Source organism: Arthrobacter pascens, from assembly GCF_030816475.1.
GTDB lineage: Bacteria > Actinomycetota > Actinomycetes > Actinomycetales > Micrococcaceae > Arthrobacter > Arthrobacter pascens_B.
This window is the reverse complement of record NZ_JAUSXF010000001.1, coordinates 2,195,951-2,213,436: the sequence shown is the minus strand read 5'-3', so window position 1 is coordinate 2,213,436 and position 17,486 is coordinate 2,195,951. Positions and strand designations below refer to the sequence as shown.

The window sequence follows — 17,486 nt, the reverse complement described above, 5'->3', positions numbered from 1 at the left end:
CCTTGGGATCAACAGACCACAACCTCCTTTTTGCATCAAGCCGATTTGTTTCCGTTTTTGAAAGCTTCCGACGGCGGTGCTGGACTAGTTGCCCTTCATGCCAGTGCTCTGGTGAGGTGGCCACGGGGACGCCTGCCGGCGTCGGACTTCCCTCGTATCAAAGCCCTCTGTGTTAAAAGCAATGAGACCGGCGCCAACAGGGGCGCCGGTCTCAGCGGGGGTGGTTCGCTAGATGGGCTGCTGCTAAGCGGTTGCGCGCCGCGCTACGTTGTAGAAGCGAATGTTTTCGTATTCTTCGAGGCCTTCGGAGCTTCCTTCGCGTCCGAGGCCTGACTGCTTGATGCCTCCGAAGGGGGCGCCGGCGTTGGACGGCACGCCCTGGTTGATGCCGACGATTCCGGTTTCGAGGCTGTCGGCGACGTTGAGGGCGCGATCGAGGTTCTCGGTGAAGACGTAGCCGGCGAGGCCGAATTCTGTCGCGTTGGCCCGGGTGATCGCTTCGGTTTCTGTGGTGAAGCGCTGGATCGCGGCGATGGGGCCGAAGATCTCGGACTTGGCGACGTCGGAATCTTCGGTGACGTGGTCCAGGACGGTCGGGGCGAAGAAGTTGCCGGCAGAGTCGTATCCGTGGCCGCCGGTCAGCAGGGTTGCGCCCAGGGTGACGGCGTTGTTGGTGTAGGTGTGCATTTGGGCTACTGCACGGTCATCGATCAGTGCACCGAGTCCGGTCCCCTGTCCGAGGCCGTTTCCGACGGGCACCTGGGCGAAGCGTTCGGCGAGTGCGGCGGTGAAGTCATCGGCGATGCCGTCCTGGACGTAGATACGGTTGGCTCCGATGCAGGACTGGCCGCCGTTGCGCAGCTTCGCTGCAAACGTTCCGTCCACGGCGCGCTGCAGATCAGCGTCGTTGAAGACGATGAGCGGTGCGTTGCCGCCGAGTTCCATGGAGCTACGAAGCACATTCCGGGAGGCCAGCTCCAGGAGCCGGCGGCCGACCGGCGTCGATCCAGTGAAGGAAACCTTCCTGACCCTGGGGTCGAGCAGGACGGCTTCGCTGAACGCCCCTGAATTGGAGGTGGTGATGACCTGGATCAGTTCTTCCGGCACGCCTGCTTCGATGGCGAGCTGGACGGCAAAGTACGTCGTGAGGGGAGTAAGGGTCGCCGGTTTGATGACGACCGGGCATCCTGCCGCCAGCGCCGGTGCGATTTTGCGGGTGGCCATGGCCAGCGGGAAGTTCCAGGGCGTGATCAGCACTGCCAGGCCCACGGGGGAGCGGCGGGTCAGGAGGCTCGCGCCGCCGTCCGGGGTGTCTCGGAAGTTTCCTGCGGGGCGCACGGCCTCCTCGGCGTACCAGCGCACGAAGTCGGTGCCGTACTTGACCTCGCCGCGGGCCTCTGCGAGGGGCTTGCCCATTTCGCGCGAGATCAGGTGTGCGAGGTCTTCGGTGTGGGCCACGAGGTTGTCGTACCAGGCGTGCAGCACATCCGCGCGCTGGCGAAGGCTGCTCTTTGCCCAGTCGGCTCCTGCTGCGTCCGCCTTGCCGACAGCTTCCAGCGCTGCCTCAACGCCGGCGTCGGGGATGTGGGCGATGGTTTCGGCCGTGGCAGGGTCCTGGACTGCGATGCCCTGGCTGGGAAGGTTGATGGACTGGATCACTGCATCCGCGTGCCGGAGGCTGGCGGCGTCAGCGGTGATGAGCGGGGCAGCAACGTTGGTGATGGTCATCGGTTCTCTCTTTCGGTAATGGCTTGGTCAATAGCGGTGACAAACAGCGTGAGTTCCTGGTCGCTGATGATGAAGGGTGGGCTGACCTGAATGGTGTTGCCGCGCAGCGGCCGGGCGACATAGCCAAGCTCGATCAGGTCATCGCAGACTTGTTCGGCCTTCAGATGGCCGGCGAGGGTGATGCCGCCGAGCAGTCCGGCCACTCGTACGTCGGTTACAGCAACGTTCTGCCGGGCCAGCTTGTCGAACTCAGTCCGCAACAGTGTTTCGAGTTCCTTGACGCGGGGAATCAGCTGGTCCCGCTCGAGGATTTCCAGGTGGCGCAGGGCCACTGCAGCGGCCGTGGCGTGCCCGGCATATGTCGCCCCGTGCCGGAAGACCGGCGTGTCCGGTGAGTCAATGTAGAACGGTTCCCACACCTGCGGGCTCACGAGGACTCCACCGAGGGGTGCGTAACCTGACGTGATTCCCTTGGCAAAGATCACCATGTCAGGTTCGATGCCGTAGCGCTCAGCTGCGAACATCGTCCCGAGGCGTCCGAAGCCCGTGATCACTTCGTCGAGGAGCAAAAGGATGTCGTTCTCGCGGCAGATTTTTTGGATGGCTTCAAGATAGCCAGGTACAGGGGGATTGACGCCGCCTGTTCCCTGGACGGGTTCGGTGACAATCGCTGCGATGTTCTCCGGCCCGATTTCTGCGACGACGGCCGCTACCTGCTCAGGGTCGTTGAAGGAAACCCTGGCGGTTTCCGGCACGAGAGAATCCGTGCCGTAACCCTCGCGGTTGAAATCAAGGCCGGCGATGCTCGTGCCGTAGGCGTGGAGGCCGTGGTAGGCGAACTCGCGGCTGAGGATGACTTTTTTGCTGGCGCGGCCTTCGCGCTGCCAGTGGCGGCGGGCCAGTTTGCAGGCGACCTCGATGGCATCGGAACCGCCCGAATTCAGGATCACCTTCGAACGGTCTATCGGCGAGATTTCAGCAAGCCGCTCACCCAGGGCAAGGGCTTTGTCGTTGGTGAAGCGGGCGAAGATGTGATACGTCTCAAGCCGCCTCATCTGATCGAAAGCGACTTCAGCCAGCTCCGGATTCGAATGGCCGATGTTGGCGTGCCACAAGCCGGCCGTGCCATCAAACAGGCGGCGGCCATCGTCCGTGAAGATGTAGGACCCTTCGCCCCGGTCGATGACCAGCTGGCGGCCGAGCACTGTCGGTGTGTGCGCCTGGGCAGGCCAAAGGGCGGGCCCGTCCAGCAGTCTTGAGCCGGGGTCGCCCGGAGACGGAATGTGATTGAGGGACATGTGAAGCCGCTCCCTTCCAGTGGCAGTCATGGATTGGCAGGAACAACCGCGTGATTGCAAGGGATTCCGGCGCAAGAATAAACCTAACCTTGACTTCCGGTAAATAAAAGCGAATGTTTATGACACTCACATGTAAGTATTTCTTACAGATCAGAGTTGAGCCGGAACGCTTGTTCAATTGCTTCCCGCACGGCCACCAGGGCCACACTGTCCTCTGACCCTGACCTCACCAGATACTGGATGGCCCGATGCTGGTCAGAGGGAAGCCAAGGACTCGGCACCACGTCACTGTCCGCCTCCCGCACCACCATGTCCGGCAGAAATGCTGCCGCCAGGCCCTGTTCGACCATCCTGAGGTGAAAGAGCAGGTCAGAGGAGGTGTGGGCCACGACGGGCTCAAACCCCAGCTCCCGGCATACCCGTAAGGCCCACTGTGAGGACGCTGCGCTAACGGGTTCCAGGACCCAGCGCGCGTTGCGGAGCTGATCGAAGTCCTCAAAGGCCACGCCATGAGGGAGATAACCCCGAATGGGATCCTGGCCGATCACGGTGGTATGGACACCGCCATGGGGAGCGCCCTGGGTGCCGGGAAATGCATCAGTTACCACGGCATCAACCTGTCTCGACATGAGCTGCATGACAGCGGTTTCCGGTTCCTCACGACGGAGGCGAACGTCCAGACCCGGATAGTTTCGAGCCAGTTCAGCCACTGCCGCCGGCAGAACGCTGCGGCTGATGCTTGCGAAGGCAGCGACGGTGACGACGCCCTGTACCCTCTGGTGGGAGGTTGCCAGGTCAGATTCCGCACGCTCGATGGCGGCCAGGATCGCTTCTGTATTCCGCACCAGTTCCTCGCCGGCCGGAGTCAGCTTGACGTTGCGGCCGGCTTTCTCCAGCAGGATCACACCGGTTTCCTTTTCCAGAACCCCCAGCTGCTGCGATATGGCGGAATGGCTGTAGGCGAGTTCCCGTGCTGCGGCGCTCATGCTGCCGTGCAACTTGACTTCCCTCAGCAGGGTGAGGCGGTGGACATCTAGCATGATGCCTGCTTCCTGGCTATCAGCTGTCGATTGCACTGAGGGTGTGCATGCCCAGGGGCCCGGCACGGACATATCCCAGAGCCATCCATCAGCTGTTCGAAATCGACCCGACGTTGACTATCGTATTCCGCCGTCAACAGCAGCGATGTTGTTCCCCTCCTTGTGAGGTCAGTTTCCGGGGTCAAGGAGTTCGGCGAGGTGAAGGCTCTTGCGCTCCGGTTCCAATTGCCTGACCTGCATCGCACAGCTGAAGCCGTCCGCGAGGACCGGGGTGTCCCGGGCGGTACGGGCGAGGGCCGGAGCCAGCGCCTGTTCCGCCACCTTCATGGAGATGTCGTAGTGGTTGGCTTCGAAGCCGAAGTTCCCGGCGACCCCGCAGCAGCCGGTTGCCTCGGTGACATTGGCGACGCCGAGGGCGGCCAGTGCCTTGCGCTGGACTGTGGCCCCGAAGGTGGAGTATTCGTGGCAGTGGGTCTGCACGGTCACATCGGCAGGTACAGCCGGTGGCGTCCAGCCTGCGTCGACCCATTCCTTCACCGCTTCGGCGAAGCTGCGGATCCTGTGGGATACGCGTTCCGCTGCCTCGGTGCCCAGCAGTTCCGGCGCGTCCTTCTTCAATGCGGCGGCGCAGCTTGGTTCGATGACGGCGATCGGTGCATCGGTGCCGTCATCGAGCTTGGCTACGGCCTTGCCCATGAGCTTTTTCGCGGTGTCGAGTTGACCCGTGGAGATCCAGGTCAGCCCGCAGCAGGCGTCGGATTCGCAGCCGACCTGCCTTCCTGTGCTTTCCATGACCCGGGCTGCTGCCCCGGCCACTTCGGGCCTGAAACCCTTGGTGAACGAGTCAACGAACAGCACGGCGTCGGCTGTCTTGGAGGGGGCGCTGTACGGGGCGAGGGCGTCGCGAAGCATCTTGCGGGAAGCGAACTTCGGCATCTTCCTCTTGGTGGTGAGGCCGCCGGCAGCCGCCACGACGTTCCCGAGCGGGCTGGCCAGCACCATGTTCACCAACGGGCTGATCAGTGTGGTGAGTTTGAGCCAACGTGGCAGCCAGCCAAGGGAGAAGTGCGACATCGGCCGGAGCTTTCCCTCGTAGTAGTGCGAGAAGAACTCCGATTTGTAGCTGGCCATGTCCACGCCGGCGGGGCAGTCGTTGGAGCAGGCTTTGCAGGACAGGCACAGGTCCAGTGCCTCGCGAACGTCTTCGGACTTCCAGCCTTCGTCGATGCTCCGGGCACCGCGCACCATGTCCTGGAGCGCCCTGGACCGTCCACGCGTGGAGTCTTTCTCGTCCCCTGTGGCCCGGTAGCTGGGGCACATCACCCCGCCGGAGTCCGAACGGCACCTGCCGACTCCGATGCAGGCCTGGACGGCATGCACCCAGGGATCTGCTCCTGCCGCGGCAGCCTCGACGGGCCGGAGCTCAAAGTGTGTTCTCCACTCACGGTCGGGGATTCCCTCGAGCGCCAGGTTGGCGTCAAAGGGATCCGCATCGGTGATCGACCCCGGGTTCAGGATCCCTGCCTCATCCCAGAGCCTGCGGTATTCCTCGAACGCGGCAAGCATGCCGGGGGAGTACATGTGCGAAAGCAGCGCAGAGCGGGCCCGTCCGTCGCCGTGTTCGCCGGACAACGAGCCTCCGTGGTGGACAACAAGCTGGGCAGCAGCCTGGGTGAACTTTCGGAACACGCTGCGTCCTTTGACGGTGCGCAGGTCGTAGGTGATGCGGATGTGCATGCATCCGGCCCCAAAGTGCCCGTACATGATTCCTGTCAGCTCATAATCGTCCAGGAGCCTGCGGAAGTCGGCCAGGTAGGCTGCCAGGTTCTGCGGTGCGACCGCGGAGTCCTCCCAGCCGGCGTGGGATTCTCCGCCGCTGGCGGGCCTGGATGACAGGCCTGCGCCGTCTTCCCTCACCCGCCACAAGGTAGCGCGTTCAGCGGTGTCCGGAACCGCGCACCCGTCGACCAGCCGGCCGTTCGCAGCGAGCCGTTCCAGCAGCAGGGAGGCCTGGCGGGCCACTTTGTCCGGGTCGTCGCCGTCGAGGTCTACATACAAGAACGCGTTGCCGCGGGGAAGCCCCAGCACGGAGTCCTCGCCACGGCGCAGCCGCATGGTATCCACGATGGCCTCATCGATGCCTTCGACAGCTGCCGGCGAGAAGTCAAGGATGGTCTCGATGTCCTTCGCGGCATCGACGACGTCGGCATAGCCGAGGCAGACCAGCAGTGCGCTGGATGGCTTGGGGACGAGTTTCATCCGGGCGCGGACGACGACGGCGCAGGTTCCTTCGGTGCCGACCAGTGCCCTGGCAATGTTCAGGCCATTTTCCGGCAGCAGATTGGCAAGGTGGTAGCCGGAAACCTGCCGCTGGATGCGGCCAAGTTCAACACGGAAGGCAGCCAGGTTGTCCTGGGCGAGCTTTTTGAGGTCTTCGCCCAACTGGAACGCGCGTGATACCGAGTAAGCGTCGGTCGGATCAGTGGCATGGACACCCTTGTCCGATGCTGTCAGGAGGGCTCCGTCGGAGGTGACGACGTCTATCTCGTGGACGTGATCGGAGGTGCGTCCATAGCGGACTGAGTGGTTGCCGCATGCGTCGTTGCCGATCGCACCACCGATGGTGGCACGGTTCTTGGACGACGGGTCGGGAGCGAAAGTGAGACTCCCGCCGGTGGCCTTCTCGCTTTCCCGGGTGAGGGTTGCCAGAACGACGCCGGCCTCGACGTCAGCCGTTCCTGTTGACTCATCGATGCCGATGATCCGGTTCATGTGACGCGAGAAGTCCAGCACGATTCCCGGCCCGATGGCGTTACCGGCCATGGATGTCCCTCCGCCCCGGGATATCAGGGCAGTATCTGTTTCCCTGCACACTGCCATCACAGTAACGACGTCGTCCACGCTGCGCGGAAACACAACGCCCAAGGGCGGGATCCGGTAATTGGATGCGTCGTAGGAGTATGCGGCCAGCCGATGACCCGAGGCCTCCACGGGAACACCCGCGGCCTGAAGCCTTGTCAGGACCGGTGCAGGTTCCGTGGCGGTGAACTTTGAGTGCATGGTGGCGCTTTCGACTTGGGGTTTCATGGAACCGTTTTGATGAATGATTGAGGCAGCTGTTCTGGCTGTGCCGACTCAGGGCTCCTAGGAGGCTTCTTCCTGGATCTGGCTGGTCAGGAACGCTTCCGCGTCGTTCAAATGAGCCGCCCAACGCTGCAAAGCCTTTTCCGGGATGCCGGCGACAAGCGCATCCAGGAGCTCGGTGTGTTCATGGTGCAATGTGGAGACTTGGAGATACCGGGGGTGAAGGAGCGCCATCAGGAGGCGGATCTCTGTGGAAATCGTCTGAAAGAGCCTGCTTAGCCGTGGCGAGCCTGCAGCTGCGACGACTGCCGAGTGAAAGGCCATGTCAGCCTGTGCCGCAGTTTCCCAATCCTGCTCATCCCTGACCTCTGAGAACCGGGCCAGGGATTCGCGGACCGGCTCCGTATCTGCGCCTTGACAGACGGAGCGGACCGCCTCGAATTCGATGAGCCGGCGCACGTGAAAAATGTCGGCGACGTCCTGGGCGGAAAATCGGCGCACCCTCGCGCTTCGCCCGGTTTCACGTTCCAGGAACCCGTCAGCGATGAGGCTCTGGACCGCAACGCGGGCAGTGGGCCTCGCCACGCCCAGTTTCTGCGCTATGACGCTGTCCTTAATCTGTGCTCCCGCCGAATAGTCACCGGCCAGGAGACTGCGTTCAAGCCGGGACCGGACAACGTCCGCAACAGTCATCACGTCGTCTATCATCCCAAAACTGTATAACAGCTATACAGATTAACCAAGACTTGGCGAAACGCAGGGTAACGACCGGTCTTGCCGCTCTCTGCGCGGGCGGCACTCCTATACCCCTCGTTGATTCAGTGCGTTCCACGCTCAGCGGACCGGAGGCCGAAGAGGCTTGGAACCCTGTGGAAACAAAAAAGCCTGCGGGTTGGGCCTGTTGAAACCTCCCGCCGTGGCAGGTGTAGTGGCAGGTGCATCCGGTGGTTAGCTCTGGCCGTGCAGGACCTGGTCCAGTCCTTCTTCTGACAGGGAGGGTCCGATGTAAGCAAGGTCCGGGAGGTCGGAGGACGAACTGCCAGGCAAGGACCACGGCTGGTCTGGCCAGTGTGGTGGTTCCCAGTCCTGGTGTTCGCTCTTGTAGTGCCGGCCGGAGGGTGAGGTCCATCCGGGTGGTTCGCCTTGGGCTGCGGGCGTGGGGTTCCAGCCGGTGGTGTGGCGAAGCTTGTGGTGTTTGCGGCAGGGTTGTCCAAGGTTACTGATTCCGGTGGTCCCGCCTTGATGCCAGGCGAGAATATGGTCGGCTTCGTTGTCGAGGGAGTGGTTGCTGCAGCCGGGGAAGGGGCATTTACCGTCGCGCATCCGCAGCCAGTTCCTCATCGGCTTGGTCAGTCTGTAACTTGTCCGGCCGATTTCGAGCGGGGCCCCGTCCCGGGGATCCACGAGCACTCTGTAGAACGCGCCGGCCCCGTTGGCGACGAGATCCCTGGCCATTGACGGCGGGATGGGACCATACCCGTCGAGCATTGCCGGTTCATCGGTCAGGCCCATGAGCGAGAACACAGGCACGGTGATCAGTACCTGGGCATGGATGAGGGTCGATGGACCGGCATCTGCTCCTGTACCTGCCCCGGCCCTGTTGCCGTCTCTGTTGCCGTCTCTGTTGCCGGGACTGTTTCCGGCTCTGGCCCCGGCGCTGAGAAGCGATTGCTAGAATGTGTCGGCCCTCAGCTGGGTGAGGCTGCGTCCCTCGTTAGGGCCTTGCATGCCTCTGGAGAGCGCGGTTAGCCGGTTCCATCCCGACAGTGCCTGGTCTGCCGGTAAGTAGGCCGAGAGCCAGGCCATCCCGTCCTGGTCCGGCCGGTATTCGACCCGCCGGTCCGCCATACCCTTGGCGTGGCGCTTTTCAAAGGACTCGGCGTGGTGGCGTTCCCGCCAGGTGCGGGCTTTGGCTTTGAACCGGTACGCCGGCATGTCCCCGACCCCGGCGGCGGGTGGCGTCGGTGCCTTAGGATCCAGGAAATGCGCCTCAAGTGCTGCGGCCCCGGCAGGGTCGAGGCTTGCTGTTTCGTCCACCATGACCAGGGCATGTTGCCAGGAGATCGTTCCTGACTGCAGGGCCGATAATGTCAGCGGCAATGTGGTGGCCAGGGCGTGGGATGCGGCCAGCAACGAACCGGCAGCCCGGTCACTAAGGCACAAAAGGCTGCCGATTTCCGCGGTGACCGCCATCTCCTGGGATTGCACCGATGCATCCGGCGGCGCCAGCGCCTGGACAGTGTCCGAGTACTTCATGGCAGCCCGGGCCTTCAAGCCCGCGAACCCGGCCTCCACCCCATGGACCCCGGCGAGAATGTCCAGACACCCATCAGCCAGGCCGGCCAAAGGGTCTCCGTCCCACCAGGGCTCAGAGTCGGACCCATCCACCTCGGCATTGAGGACAGCAAGGGCAGACTTGATGACCTCAAAGGCCTTGGTAACCCCCACTTTCCCCATAGACCCATCATGACAAGGGGGTCGGACATTCTTCGGTGGATATTAGGTAGAAGGCCGTGGTGTTTATCCTGCCCCTACCCGGCGAAGGATGTTATGAGGAACAGCAGGCCGGGCAGGTGCAGCACGCCGGCGATGGTCTGCATGGCAATGGTTGATGCCATCAGGGAGGAGTCGCCGCCGAGGGCCGGGGCCATGACATAGGCGGAGGACGCCGTTGGCAGGGCTGCGCCGACGCAGAGCGTGCCCAGGGGCAGTGAAGCGGTGCCGAGCGCGCGGACAAAGCCTGCGGTCCCCGCCGGGAGTTCCATGCCGGTGAGGTTGAGCAGGATCCCGGCGGCGCAGGCAAGGATCAACCGGTTAGTACCCACGCTGCGAAAGGTTCCTTTGACGGACAGCGGTTTGCTGCCATAGCGGGCAAAGGAGATCGTGCAGAGCACGGTCGCGTGGAGCGGCGGCGAACGGATCGGCAGCTGCGCCCGGACAGGCTGCCTTAACGCGTTCGTTGACAACTCAAAGGCCGGCCGGCAGCGATACTGCAGCGCGCGGTGCGGAAACACGGACGCCGTCGCCCGTCACCGGCAGCTGCAAAGAACCGGCTCCCAGACGCGCGGGGGCGAAGTTGCAAAGGGTCAACGTGAACCCTTGAAGGCCCGATCGTTCCAGCGATAGCATTGCCGGCACGTACGCGGACGGTGTGGTGCCGGTCAGGCCCGGGGACGGCTGTCCTTGGGCCAAGGCGCGGGGACTGACGTCTGTCAGATCAAGGAGACGGCTATGGGCGGGACACATGCAGAGGCTTCGTCGGCGGACCTGATGGTCGACCTGATCATTTCCCTGGACGGCTATGCCTCGGCCGAAGGATGGCCCGGCTGGTGGGGTCTGGAGGGGCCGGAGTATCTGGCTTGGCTCCAGGAGGAGGGGGCGAAGGACTACACCTTCCTCCTGGGGGCGAACACCTATCGGCTAATGTCCGGAATGTCAGAGGAAGCAGCGGCCGGGGACTCGGGATTCTCCGAGAATGAGGGGGCCAGCCTGACCGGCCTGGCCGCCGTTCCCAAGGTCGTCTTCTCCTCCACGCTGGAGGCACCCCTGACGTGGCCGAACTCCGAACTGGTGACCCGGGACGTTGTGGAGGCAGTCGCGGAGATGAAAAAGACCCGGACCGGGCGCTTGAGCACCCTCGGCAGCCTCAGCCTCTGCCGGTCACTGCTGGCCGCCGGCCTTGTGGACAGGTTCCGCCTGGTCGTCTTCCCGGTCATCACGGGCCGCACCGGGCGGGAGCGGATCTACGACGGCTATCCGGATGTCGCGCTCAAGATGGTGGACAGCAGGACCTTCGACGGCCGGCTCCAGCTCCTTGAGTACGTGCCCACCGTGCTCAGCGGTCCGCCGGGAAGCGGTGCGGCCTGAGCCAGCCCGTGGAGCATCCTCAGGGCATGCCCCTTCATCAGGTGCCTAGCGGATCCTCCGATACCGAACGTGCGTCACCAAACCGGTACCGCTCACTTCCGTAGGTTCAAAACTAAAGTTTTCAACCCCGTCCAACAGCCGCTCGCCCGCGCCGAGGAGGATCGGCGCAAGGTGGAGCCGCAACTCATCGATCAGTCCGGCAGAAAGGTACTGCCGTACAGTCTCAGCGCCCCCGGCTATGGCTATGCCACCGCCGGCTGCGGCCTCCCGCGCCTGATCAAGCGCCGACTCGATCCCGTCGGTCACGAAATAGAACGTTGTGCCGCCCTGCATCTGCAGCGGAGGGTGTGGGTGGTGGGTGAGGACAAACACGGGAGCGTGGTACGGCGGATTCTCACCCCACCAGCCGCGCCAGTCCTCACCCCAGATCCCTTCCCCGGGGCCCGCGAACATGTTCCGGCCCATGATGAAGGAGCGCGAGGAGAGAATGCCCTCAATAGCTGCGGTATGGGCCTCGGGTTCTTCGAACATCCACCGGTGCAGGTCCTCACCGCCTTCGCCCAACGGGTTCGCCGGGCTCTGATTAGGGCCGGCAAGGTATCCGTCGAGGGAAATGGTGAGATCGCACGTGACGCTGTTCATCGGTTCCTTCTGCGGTGGCAGGGTGCCGTTCGTGGCTTGGACCTTGGATTATTATCCGGCCGTTGCCGCGTCCCTGACCAGTGCCGTATCCACGAACTGTTCGAACCGGACAATGAGTCCGCCGCGCACGGTGAAGTGGTGTGCCACGCGGGCGTTCAGGGGTTTTCCGCTCTGCCGGTGGGTGGCGGTGTAACGGGCCAGCACTACGACGTTTTCGCCGTCGACGACGTACGTGTCGTCGTGCGCGGCCCAGCCCTCCCAGTCCTGGGCGAGTTTTTCCATCACGTTGCCCGTGACCCCTGCCGGGGTCCGGTAAGTTCCGGCGAGCGGGAAGCCGGCCATTTCGGTCCATTCCACGTCCGGGGCCATGGTGGCGCGCAGGGCTTCGAGGTCTCCCGCCGCGGAGGCGAGGTACTGGCGTCGCACGACCGCAACGGGGGCGTTCTCGTCGGCGTGGTTCAGCCCCATGTCATTTCTCCCTTGGCGACCTTGGTGCCCAGCTGGGCTGCAATGCCGAGGCCGGCGTCCGGGTAGGCGGCCTTCAGTGCAGCTTCTGCTGCGGCTGCGTCGGGGGCATCCGTTACGGCTTTCTCAAAGAAGCGCAAGTAGTCGCGGGTATGGCTGATGGCCGTGAGATCGGTGGGTGCGCCGGTGATGCGGTGCCCGGCGGCGACGAACGAGGGCCGGAGGGCCTCGAAGCCGTCCAGCACCCGGATCCATTCCTCGCGCTGTTCCGGAGCCGGTGAATCGGCGGTCCAGACGTGCAGGCCTTCGAAGAGGAGAACGCCGCCGACGAGGACCCTCTCCACCGGCTCAAAGACGAACCAGGCGCGGTCACCGAGGTCCCGGCTTGCCTGGCGTACTTCGAGGACGACGCCGTCAACGGTCAGCTGTGTTTCAGTCAGGGGCGCAATGTCGACAAGGCGTGACGGCAGGTTGGCGCCAAGGTGGGCCCAGGCCACCAGCTTTTTCGCGTAGGTGTCCTTGATGTGTTCGATGACGTCATCGGGGGCAAGGAAACGCGCCTCGGGGAAAGCGTCCGCAATCACTTCGGCTCCAAAGTAGAAGTCAGGATCGCCTGCGGTGATCAGCACGTTCCGCAACAATTTTCCGGAATCGAGTATTTCGGCGACGATACGGTGGCCGTCTGCGCGGGTGAATCCGGCGTCAACAACCAGCGCTTCAGATTCACCGGTGACCAGGATGCTGGTCTTGTTCAGGGAGGAGTCCGGCGCGTCGATGATGGTGTAGCTCAACGGGGTCATAGGGGTGTACCTTCGTTCGGGGGCCGAGTACAAAATGGACTTGGTTGTATTGACCTTACGGACCTGCCGCTTGGTTCTCACGGTCCGGACGGGTCGGACAATGGTAGATATGGGACATGCGAAGATACGGCCGGTCCGCTACACGCCGTCGTCGGCGGCTTCCGGAGAGATCGAACTGATGTCACTGGGCCTGATGCGCAGACGCGCGGGGCTGAAGGAGTTTGTTTCACCGCAGCGGCTGGACTTCGACATGCTGTTCCGGATCGACTCGGGCTCCACCACACATACTGTGGACTTTCGGGAGTATCTGCTTATTCCGGGTGACGCCGTATGGGTGCGGGCAGGCCAGGTCCAGCAGTGGGGTGCCATTACAGACATTGAGGGTCCCGTGCTCCTGTTCACCCCCGCGGCCCTTGAAACGAGAATCCATCAGCAAATCGCAGCCTCTATGACAATGCCACCCAATCACTTCCCGGCAGCGGCCCTCCCTGAATCGGCGGAAACGGGGGGAGCGCTGGCTCAGGCCTTCTCCCTTGCTGACGGAAGCCAGGGAAATGCGGGACAAGGAAGCGAGAAACAGGGAAATGCCCTGCGCAGGCTGGCCCTGGCCCACGCCATTTCAGTCTCGCTCCTGCTCCTGGCCTCGTCCTCCCTAGATAACAAGGTTCAGCACCGTGCACAGGCGCACGAGGCGTTCAATTGGTTCAGGGAGGACATCGACGTGAATTTCCGGACCCGCCGGACGGTCGAGGATTACGCTGCCCGGCTTGGCTATTCGGCCCGGACACTCAACCGGCTGAGCCGCGCGAATACTGGGCTCAGCGCCAAGCAGCTCATTGATGAACGGATAGTTCTCGAAGCCAAAAGGGCCTTAGCGCATGGCGGGTCCTCCGTCGCCGCCGTCGCTGACGAAATGGGCTTTGACGACCCCTCCAACTTTTCGAAGTATTTCCGCCAGCGCGTGGGAATGGCACCGGCAGCCTTCCGCAACGCAGAGCCTTCCGCAACGCAGCCCAAGGAGGGCAACCCGCGGCAGGGCCATGACCTACGTTTCATGGGTCGTCGCGATGCCGTTCGAGGCTGCCCATTCGCCCACGTCCCGGCGTTCGATCGCGGCGGCCATCAGCTCCGGGAACAGATAAGGCGTGCAGGTGAACGCCGGGACACCGATTCCGGCCAGGGCCGTGGCATGGTGGAATCGAACGACGGATGGCCGCTGTCGCTCAACGCCAGCAAAGCAATCATGGTTGCTCCCGAGCCGACGATTGCGGCGGCCCTTCGCAGCATCTCCTCCGCGATTCCACCCTCGTAGAGGTCGCTGATGAGCACCAGGATTGTCTCGTCAGGTTGGCTCACCTGATCCTGGCAGTATGCCAGGGCGCGGTTGATGTCCGTGCCGCCGCCGAGCTGGACACCGAAGAGCACATCCACCGGATCCTCCAGGTCATCCGTCAGATCAACAACCTCGGTGTCGAAGACCACCAGCCGCGTGCGCACCGACCGCAGCGAGCTGAGCACCGCGCCGAACACGCTTGAGTACACCACCGATTCGGCCATCGACCCGGATTGATCGATGCACAGGATGATCTCGCGCTGCACTTCCGTGCTTCGCCGGGCGTGGCCCACCAGCCGCTCCGGGACGATGGTGCGATAGTCAGGCTGGTAGTTTTTCAGGTTTGCCGCGATGGTGCGGTTCCAGTCAATATCCCGGTGCCGGGGCCTTCGCGTGCGGGCAGCGCGGTTCAATGCGCCGGAGACCGCCTGAACTGTCTTTGCACGCAACCGGTCCTCAAGCTCGCGGGTCACCTGGCGAACCACCGCCCTGGCGCTCTCGCGTGAATGCTCGGGGATAACGCGGCCGAGCCCGACGAGTGTGGTCACCAGCCCGATGTCCGGCTGCACCGTGCGCAACATCTCCGGCTCAAGGAGCAATTGCCGCAGGCCGAGTCGGTCCATGGCGTCCGCCTGCATCACCTGCACCACGGTGGACGGGAAGTAGCCACGAATGTCGCCGAGCCAGCGGGCGACCCGCGGGCTGGACGCCCCGAGGCCGCCCCGGCCGCTCCTATCTGCACCATACAGGGCCTCCAATGCCTGGTCACGGCGGGCGTCAGCGGAGGAAAGAACCACACTTTCGCCATCCGGTGAGGTGATGCCGTCGGCATCATCCCCGCCAAGCATCAGCCGCCAGCGGCTCAGCCTGTCGCGTCCGTCGGGACCTGCCTCTGTCATGCGGTCGCCTGCCATCCGAGATACCGGGCCATCGTCTGGACTGCGGGGCCCGCGCCCGTTATGTCCAGCGTTCCCGCCAGGGTGTTAGGCTCGACGCCGCCGCGGCTGACTTGTTCGCCGATTTCCCGCCGCTCCGGCCGGCTGAATGCTGAAAAGGTTCTGCGCAGGAGCGGAAGGACATCACCGAAGACGTCGTCGTCCACCCCGGCAACCCACCCGTCGACGATCTGAAGCAGCCGCCGGTCATAAATCAGCAGTGTCGCGTCGCCAGAGAGGAGCCCATCCAGCCAGGCCGCGGATTCCTGCGGAGGAGCGGCGATGGACAGTCTGCGGCTGAGCCTGGCCGCGACGTCGTCCCCGTCCAGCAGGCCCGCGTCAAGCATGAGCCTGGTGGCCCTCCCCGCGACCGAGCCGTGGATCCGGTCCGGGCCTGCGACGGCGGCCAGTGCCCGGTGCCAGTCCTCCAGCGGCAGCCCAGGTAACAGCGACAGACCATGATGGGCCGAGTCGATTGCCCGGCGCATCGCCGCGGCGGCGTCATCATCCAGCCCGGCGCAGGCCGTGGGCAGCCCCACGCAGGCCCGCACGATTGTCGTGTCCAGGATCTTCCGTACGCCGGTGACGTCAACGCCGCGCACATTGCCGTACCTGCAGGTGCGGGCAAGGGGCGCAATGGTTTCCAGCAGCGGCCCGACGTCCTGCTGCAGGGCAGTGCGCTCGCCAAGTACGGACACAACACCGGCGATGCCGTCCGGGAGATCGGCCAGCAGGCAGCCGGCGAGCAGTTCGCTGAGCTCCGTGAGGCCGCGGGCCTCCTGTGCATGTTCGGACACGTAGGTGGCGGCGGCCGAGGCTACCGTGGTTCCGTAACGGCTGGCTTCCACCAGGGCGACAGCCAGTTCCGGGCGCCACTGCAATGTCCAGGCCTCCTTGAAGGTCCCGGTCGTCCGGCCCGTCTCGGCCTGAACGCCCCAATCCACGCCGAGCAATGCCAGCCGGTGCAGCAGAACCGAGCGGGCCAGCTGAGGTGGTTTCCGCAGGTCAAGGGACAGGACCTCTTCCATGCTGCCGGGCTTCCAGCGGAGCTTTCGCAGAGAGGCGGCCAGATCCGCGGCCAGGGGGACTGTCGGTGCCGATTCCGGCACGGTTCCCAGTTCGAGCCCGACGGTGAGTTCCCGGTGCACCAGGGCCAGCGGAAGCGGTGAACCGTCGCACAACACGGCCTGGGCGGCGTCATCCAGTTCGGCCAGGCCGGGGCTGGGCCGCCCCCGGACGGCGGCAAGGGCGTTCGCCATCCGGCTCGCGTCCACCACGGAGGCTGTCGAGGCGGCCAGGTTTTCCTTTCGCAAAGCACGGGCCACCCGGACGAGCCAGGTCGTGGAGACCTCATTGCCTTGATCCTGCGCCATCCAGTGGGTGAAGAGATGCTGGTACCAGCCGGGGGCCGTCACGCCGGCACCGTAGCCGCTGCGCAGGCTAAGCCGGTCCGAGGTCCACGGCACCCAGGTGACGGCGACCTTGGTCTTGGGCAGGCCGGCGAGGACCTTGTTGTCGGCTGACGCGGGAGGAAAATCGGCAGGTACCAATGCCGGGGCGTGGTAGGCACCACACACCACGGCGATCCGCCCGTGCCCTTCGCGGATCGCGGCCCGCAGCAGCCGCCGCATCGCAGCTTCCCTCAGGTTGTTCTCCATCACGTCGGCCAGGCCTGTCGTCGGCCGCACGGATCTCGGCAATGGCCTCTGTCAGTGCCGCGAACCGTTCCAGGGGATCCGAGTTCCGGTGCTCGACGGCGTCCTCCCACCAGCGCTCGGGGTCGCTATAGCCCGCGGCCCCGGCCAGCAATCCGATCGCATCGGGGCGGTAGGGCTGCGGAGGCAGCCCAGGAGGTTCCGCGCCTCCTGCCGGAGGCTCGCCGTCGCCCTCGCCGTCGGCCGAGGTGCCGCCGTCGACGTCCCTGTCCTCCCCGTCCCTGGACGACCTTCGCCAGGCCGTTTCAGCCAGGCGGAGCGCGAAGGTGTGCGCCGCGGGCAGGTCAATTGCCCGCACCTTGGTTCCGGTCGACAGTGCCCAGCGGATGGCCACCCACTCAGGGGAGAAGCTGGCCAGCGGGTAGAACGAGGCCAGCCGTGGCTGGTCGGCCGCGTAGATCAGGCCGGCCACGGGCGGCATCATGTCCGGATCAGCAAGCAGCGGAACGACCTGATCAAGTTCTGGCGGCCCCTCGACCAGCACCAGATCCGGCCGGAGGCCGGCCAGGGCTTCCGCAACGGAGTGCGCCGAACCGGGACCGTGATGCCTGATCCCCAGTACGTGGACGTCGGTCATGG

General features: G+C 64.4%; 13 protein-coding genes and 3 pseudogenes. 3 read left to right on the top strand and 13 right to left on the bottom strand.

The window, feature by feature from the left end:
- Positions 1-243: 243 nt before the first annotated feature.
- The 7 genes and pseudogenes from QFZ40_RS10180 to QFZ40_RS10150 form a co-directional block, all read right to left on the bottom strand.
- Entirely contained in the window at positions 244-1,728 is a 1,485-nt protein-coding gene (locus tag QFZ40_RS10180; RefSeq protein ID WP_306904216.1) for an NAD-dependent succinate-semialdehyde dehydrogenase, read from the bottom strand.
- The gene (locus QFZ40_RS10175; RefSeq protein WP_306904215.1) at positions 1,725-3,026 is read right to left on the bottom strand and encodes an aminotransferase family protein; all 1,302 of its coding nucleotides are present in this window, start codon (positions 3,024-3,026) and stop codon (positions 1,725-1,727) included. Before QFZ40_RS10175 ends, QFZ40_RS10180 begins: the two co-directional genes overlap by 4 nt.
- A gap of 143 nt (positions 3,027-3,169) precedes the next feature.
- Positions 3,170-4,066: a LysR family transcriptional regulator gene (locus tag QFZ40_RS10170; RefSeq protein ID WP_306904214.1), complete on the bottom strand. Its 897-nt coding sequence runs from the start codon at positions 4,064-4,066 to the stop codon at positions 3,170-3,172.
- A gap of 168 nt (positions 4,067-4,234) precedes the next feature.
- On the bottom strand, positions 4,235-7,126 hold the full coding sequence (locus tag QFZ40_RS10165) for an FAD-binding and (Fe-S)-binding domain-containing protein (protein ID WP_306906891.1): 2,892 nt from the start codon (positions 7,124-7,126) through the stop codon (positions 4,235-4,237).
- A gap of 84 nt (positions 7,127-7,210) precedes the next feature.
- Positions 7,211-7,858 (bottom strand): GntR family transcriptional regulator, encoded by a 648-nt coding sequence (locus QFZ40_RS10160; RefSeq protein WP_306904213.1) that lies wholly within the window; start codon positions 7,856-7,858, stop codon positions 7,211-7,213.
- A gap of 240 nt (positions 7,859-8,098) precedes the next feature.
- Positions 8,099-9,607 (bottom strand): annotated as a pseudogene (locus QFZ40_RS10155) (DUF222 domain-containing protein).
- 74 nt (positions 9,608-9,681) lie between these two features.
- Positions 9,682-9,975: a hypothetical protein gene (locus QFZ40_RS10150; protein WP_306904211.1), complete on the bottom strand. Its 294-nt coding sequence runs from the start codon at positions 9,973-9,975 to the stop codon at positions 9,682-9,684.
- A gap of 58 nt (positions 9,976-10,033) precedes the next feature.
- On the opposite strand from QFZ40_RS10150, the gene QFZ40_RS10145 reads away from it, so the two are divergent.
- The gene (locus tag QFZ40_RS10145; RefSeq protein ID WP_306904210.1) at positions 10,034-10,276 is read left to right on the top strand and encodes a CGNR zinc finger domain-containing protein; all 243 of its coding nucleotides are present in this window, start codon (positions 10,034-10,036) and stop codon (positions 10,274-10,276) included.
- A 105-nt stretch (positions 10,277-10,381) separates the two neighbouring features.
- Positions 10,382-11,017, top strand: coding sequence for a dihydrofolate reductase family protein (locus tag QFZ40_RS10140; protein WP_306904209.1), 636 nt, complete (start codon positions 10,382-10,384; stop codon positions 11,015-11,017).
- A 45-nt stretch (positions 11,018-11,062) separates the two neighbouring features.
- Here the strand turns inward: QFZ40_RS10140 and QFZ40_RS10135 are convergent, their stop codons facing one another.
- The 3 genes from QFZ40_RS10135 to QFZ40_RS10125 are packed head-to-tail and all read right to left on the bottom strand — an operon-like array spanning position 11,063 to position 12,924.
- Positions 11,063-11,659, bottom strand: a complete 597-nt coding sequence (locus tag QFZ40_RS10135; protein ID WP_306904208.1) for a dihydrofolate reductase family protein — start codon at positions 11,657-11,659, stop codon at positions 11,063-11,065.
- 51 nt (positions 11,660-11,710) lie between these two features.
- Positions 11,711-12,127, bottom strand: a complete 417-nt coding sequence (locus QFZ40_RS10130; RefSeq protein WP_306904207.1) for a nuclear transport factor 2 family protein — start codon at positions 12,125-12,127, stop codon at positions 11,711-11,713.
- On the bottom strand, positions 12,118-12,924 hold the full coding sequence (locus QFZ40_RS10125; RefSeq protein WP_306904206.1) for an MBL fold metallo-hydrolase: 807 nt from the start codon (positions 12,922-12,924) through the stop codon (positions 12,118-12,120). Before QFZ40_RS10125 ends, QFZ40_RS10130 begins: the two co-directional genes overlap by 10 nt.
- Before the next feature lie 34 nt (positions 12,925-12,958).
- On the opposite strand from QFZ40_RS10125, the pseudogene QFZ40_RS10120 reads away from it, so the two are divergent.
- Positions 12,959-13,903 (top strand): annotated as a pseudogene (locus tag QFZ40_RS10120) (helix-turn-helix domain-containing protein); the annotation flags it as partial.
- A gap of 143 nt (positions 13,904-14,046) precedes the next feature.
- Here QFZ40_RS10120 and QFZ40_RS10115 read toward each other — a convergent pair.
- The 3 genes and pseudogenes from QFZ40_RS10115 to QFZ40_RS10105 form a co-directional block, all read right to left on the bottom strand.
- Complete coding sequence (locus QFZ40_RS10115; RefSeq protein ID WP_306904205.1) at positions 14,047-15,156, bottom strand: vWA domain-containing protein; 1,110 nt, start codon at positions 15,154-15,156, stop codon at positions 14,047-14,049.
- Positions 15,153-16,823 (bottom strand): DUF5682 family protein, encoded by a 1,671-nt coding sequence (locus QFZ40_RS10110; RefSeq protein ID WP_306904204.1) that lies wholly within the window; start codon positions 16,821-16,823, stop codon positions 15,153-15,155. Before QFZ40_RS10110 ends, QFZ40_RS10115 begins: the two co-directional genes overlap by 4 nt.
- Positions 16,824-16,926: 103 nt before the next feature.
- Positions 16,927-17,484: pseudogene (locus QFZ40_RS10105) on the bottom strand (DUF5682 family protein); the annotation flags it as partial.
- Positions 17,485-17,486: the final 2 nt, after the last annotated feature.

Coding starts and splice junctions, on each gene's coding strand:
- QFZ40_RS10170 (WP_306904214.1), bottom strand. CDS start 4,066: ATGCTAGATGTCCACCGCCTCACCCTGCTGAGGGAAGTCAAGTTGCAC.
- QFZ40_RS10135 (WP_306904208.1), bottom strand. CDS start 11,659: ATGAACAGCGTCACGTGCGATCTCACCATTTCCCTCGACGGATACCTT.
- QFZ40_RS10175 (WP_306904215.1), bottom strand. CDS start 3,026: ATGTCCCTCAATCACATTCCGTCTCCGGGCGACCCCGGCTCAAGACTG.
- QFZ40_RS10110 (WP_306904204.1), bottom strand. CDS start 16,823: ATGCGGCGGCTGCTGCGGGCCGCGATCCGCGAAGGGCACGGGCGGATC.
- QFZ40_RS10180 (WP_306904216.1), bottom strand. CDS start 1,728: ATGACCATCACCAACGTTGCTGCCCCGCTCATCACCGCTGACGCCGCC.
- QFZ40_RS10115 (WP_306904205.1), bottom strand. CDS start 15,156: ATGACAGAGGCAGGTCCCGACGGACGCGACAGGCTGAGCCGCTGGCGG.
- QFZ40_RS10125 (WP_306904206.1), bottom strand. CDS start 12,924: ATGACCCCGTTGAGCTACACCATCATCGACGCGCCGGACTCCTCCCTG.
- QFZ40_RS10130 (WP_306904207.1), bottom strand. CDS start 12,127: ATGGGGCTGAACCACGCCGACGAGAACGCCCCCGTTGCGGTCGTGCGA.
- QFZ40_RS10160 (WP_306904213.1), bottom strand. CDS start 7,858: ATGATAGACGACGTGATGACTGTTGCGGACGTTGTCCGGTCCCGGCTT.
- QFZ40_RS10140 (WP_306904209.1), top strand. CDS start 10,382: ATGGGCGGGACACATGCAGAGGCTTCGTCGGCGGACCTGATGGTCGAC.
- QFZ40_RS10165 (WP_306906891.1), bottom strand. CDS start 7,126: ATGCACTCAAAGTTCACCGCCACGGAACCTGCACCGGTCCTGACAAGG.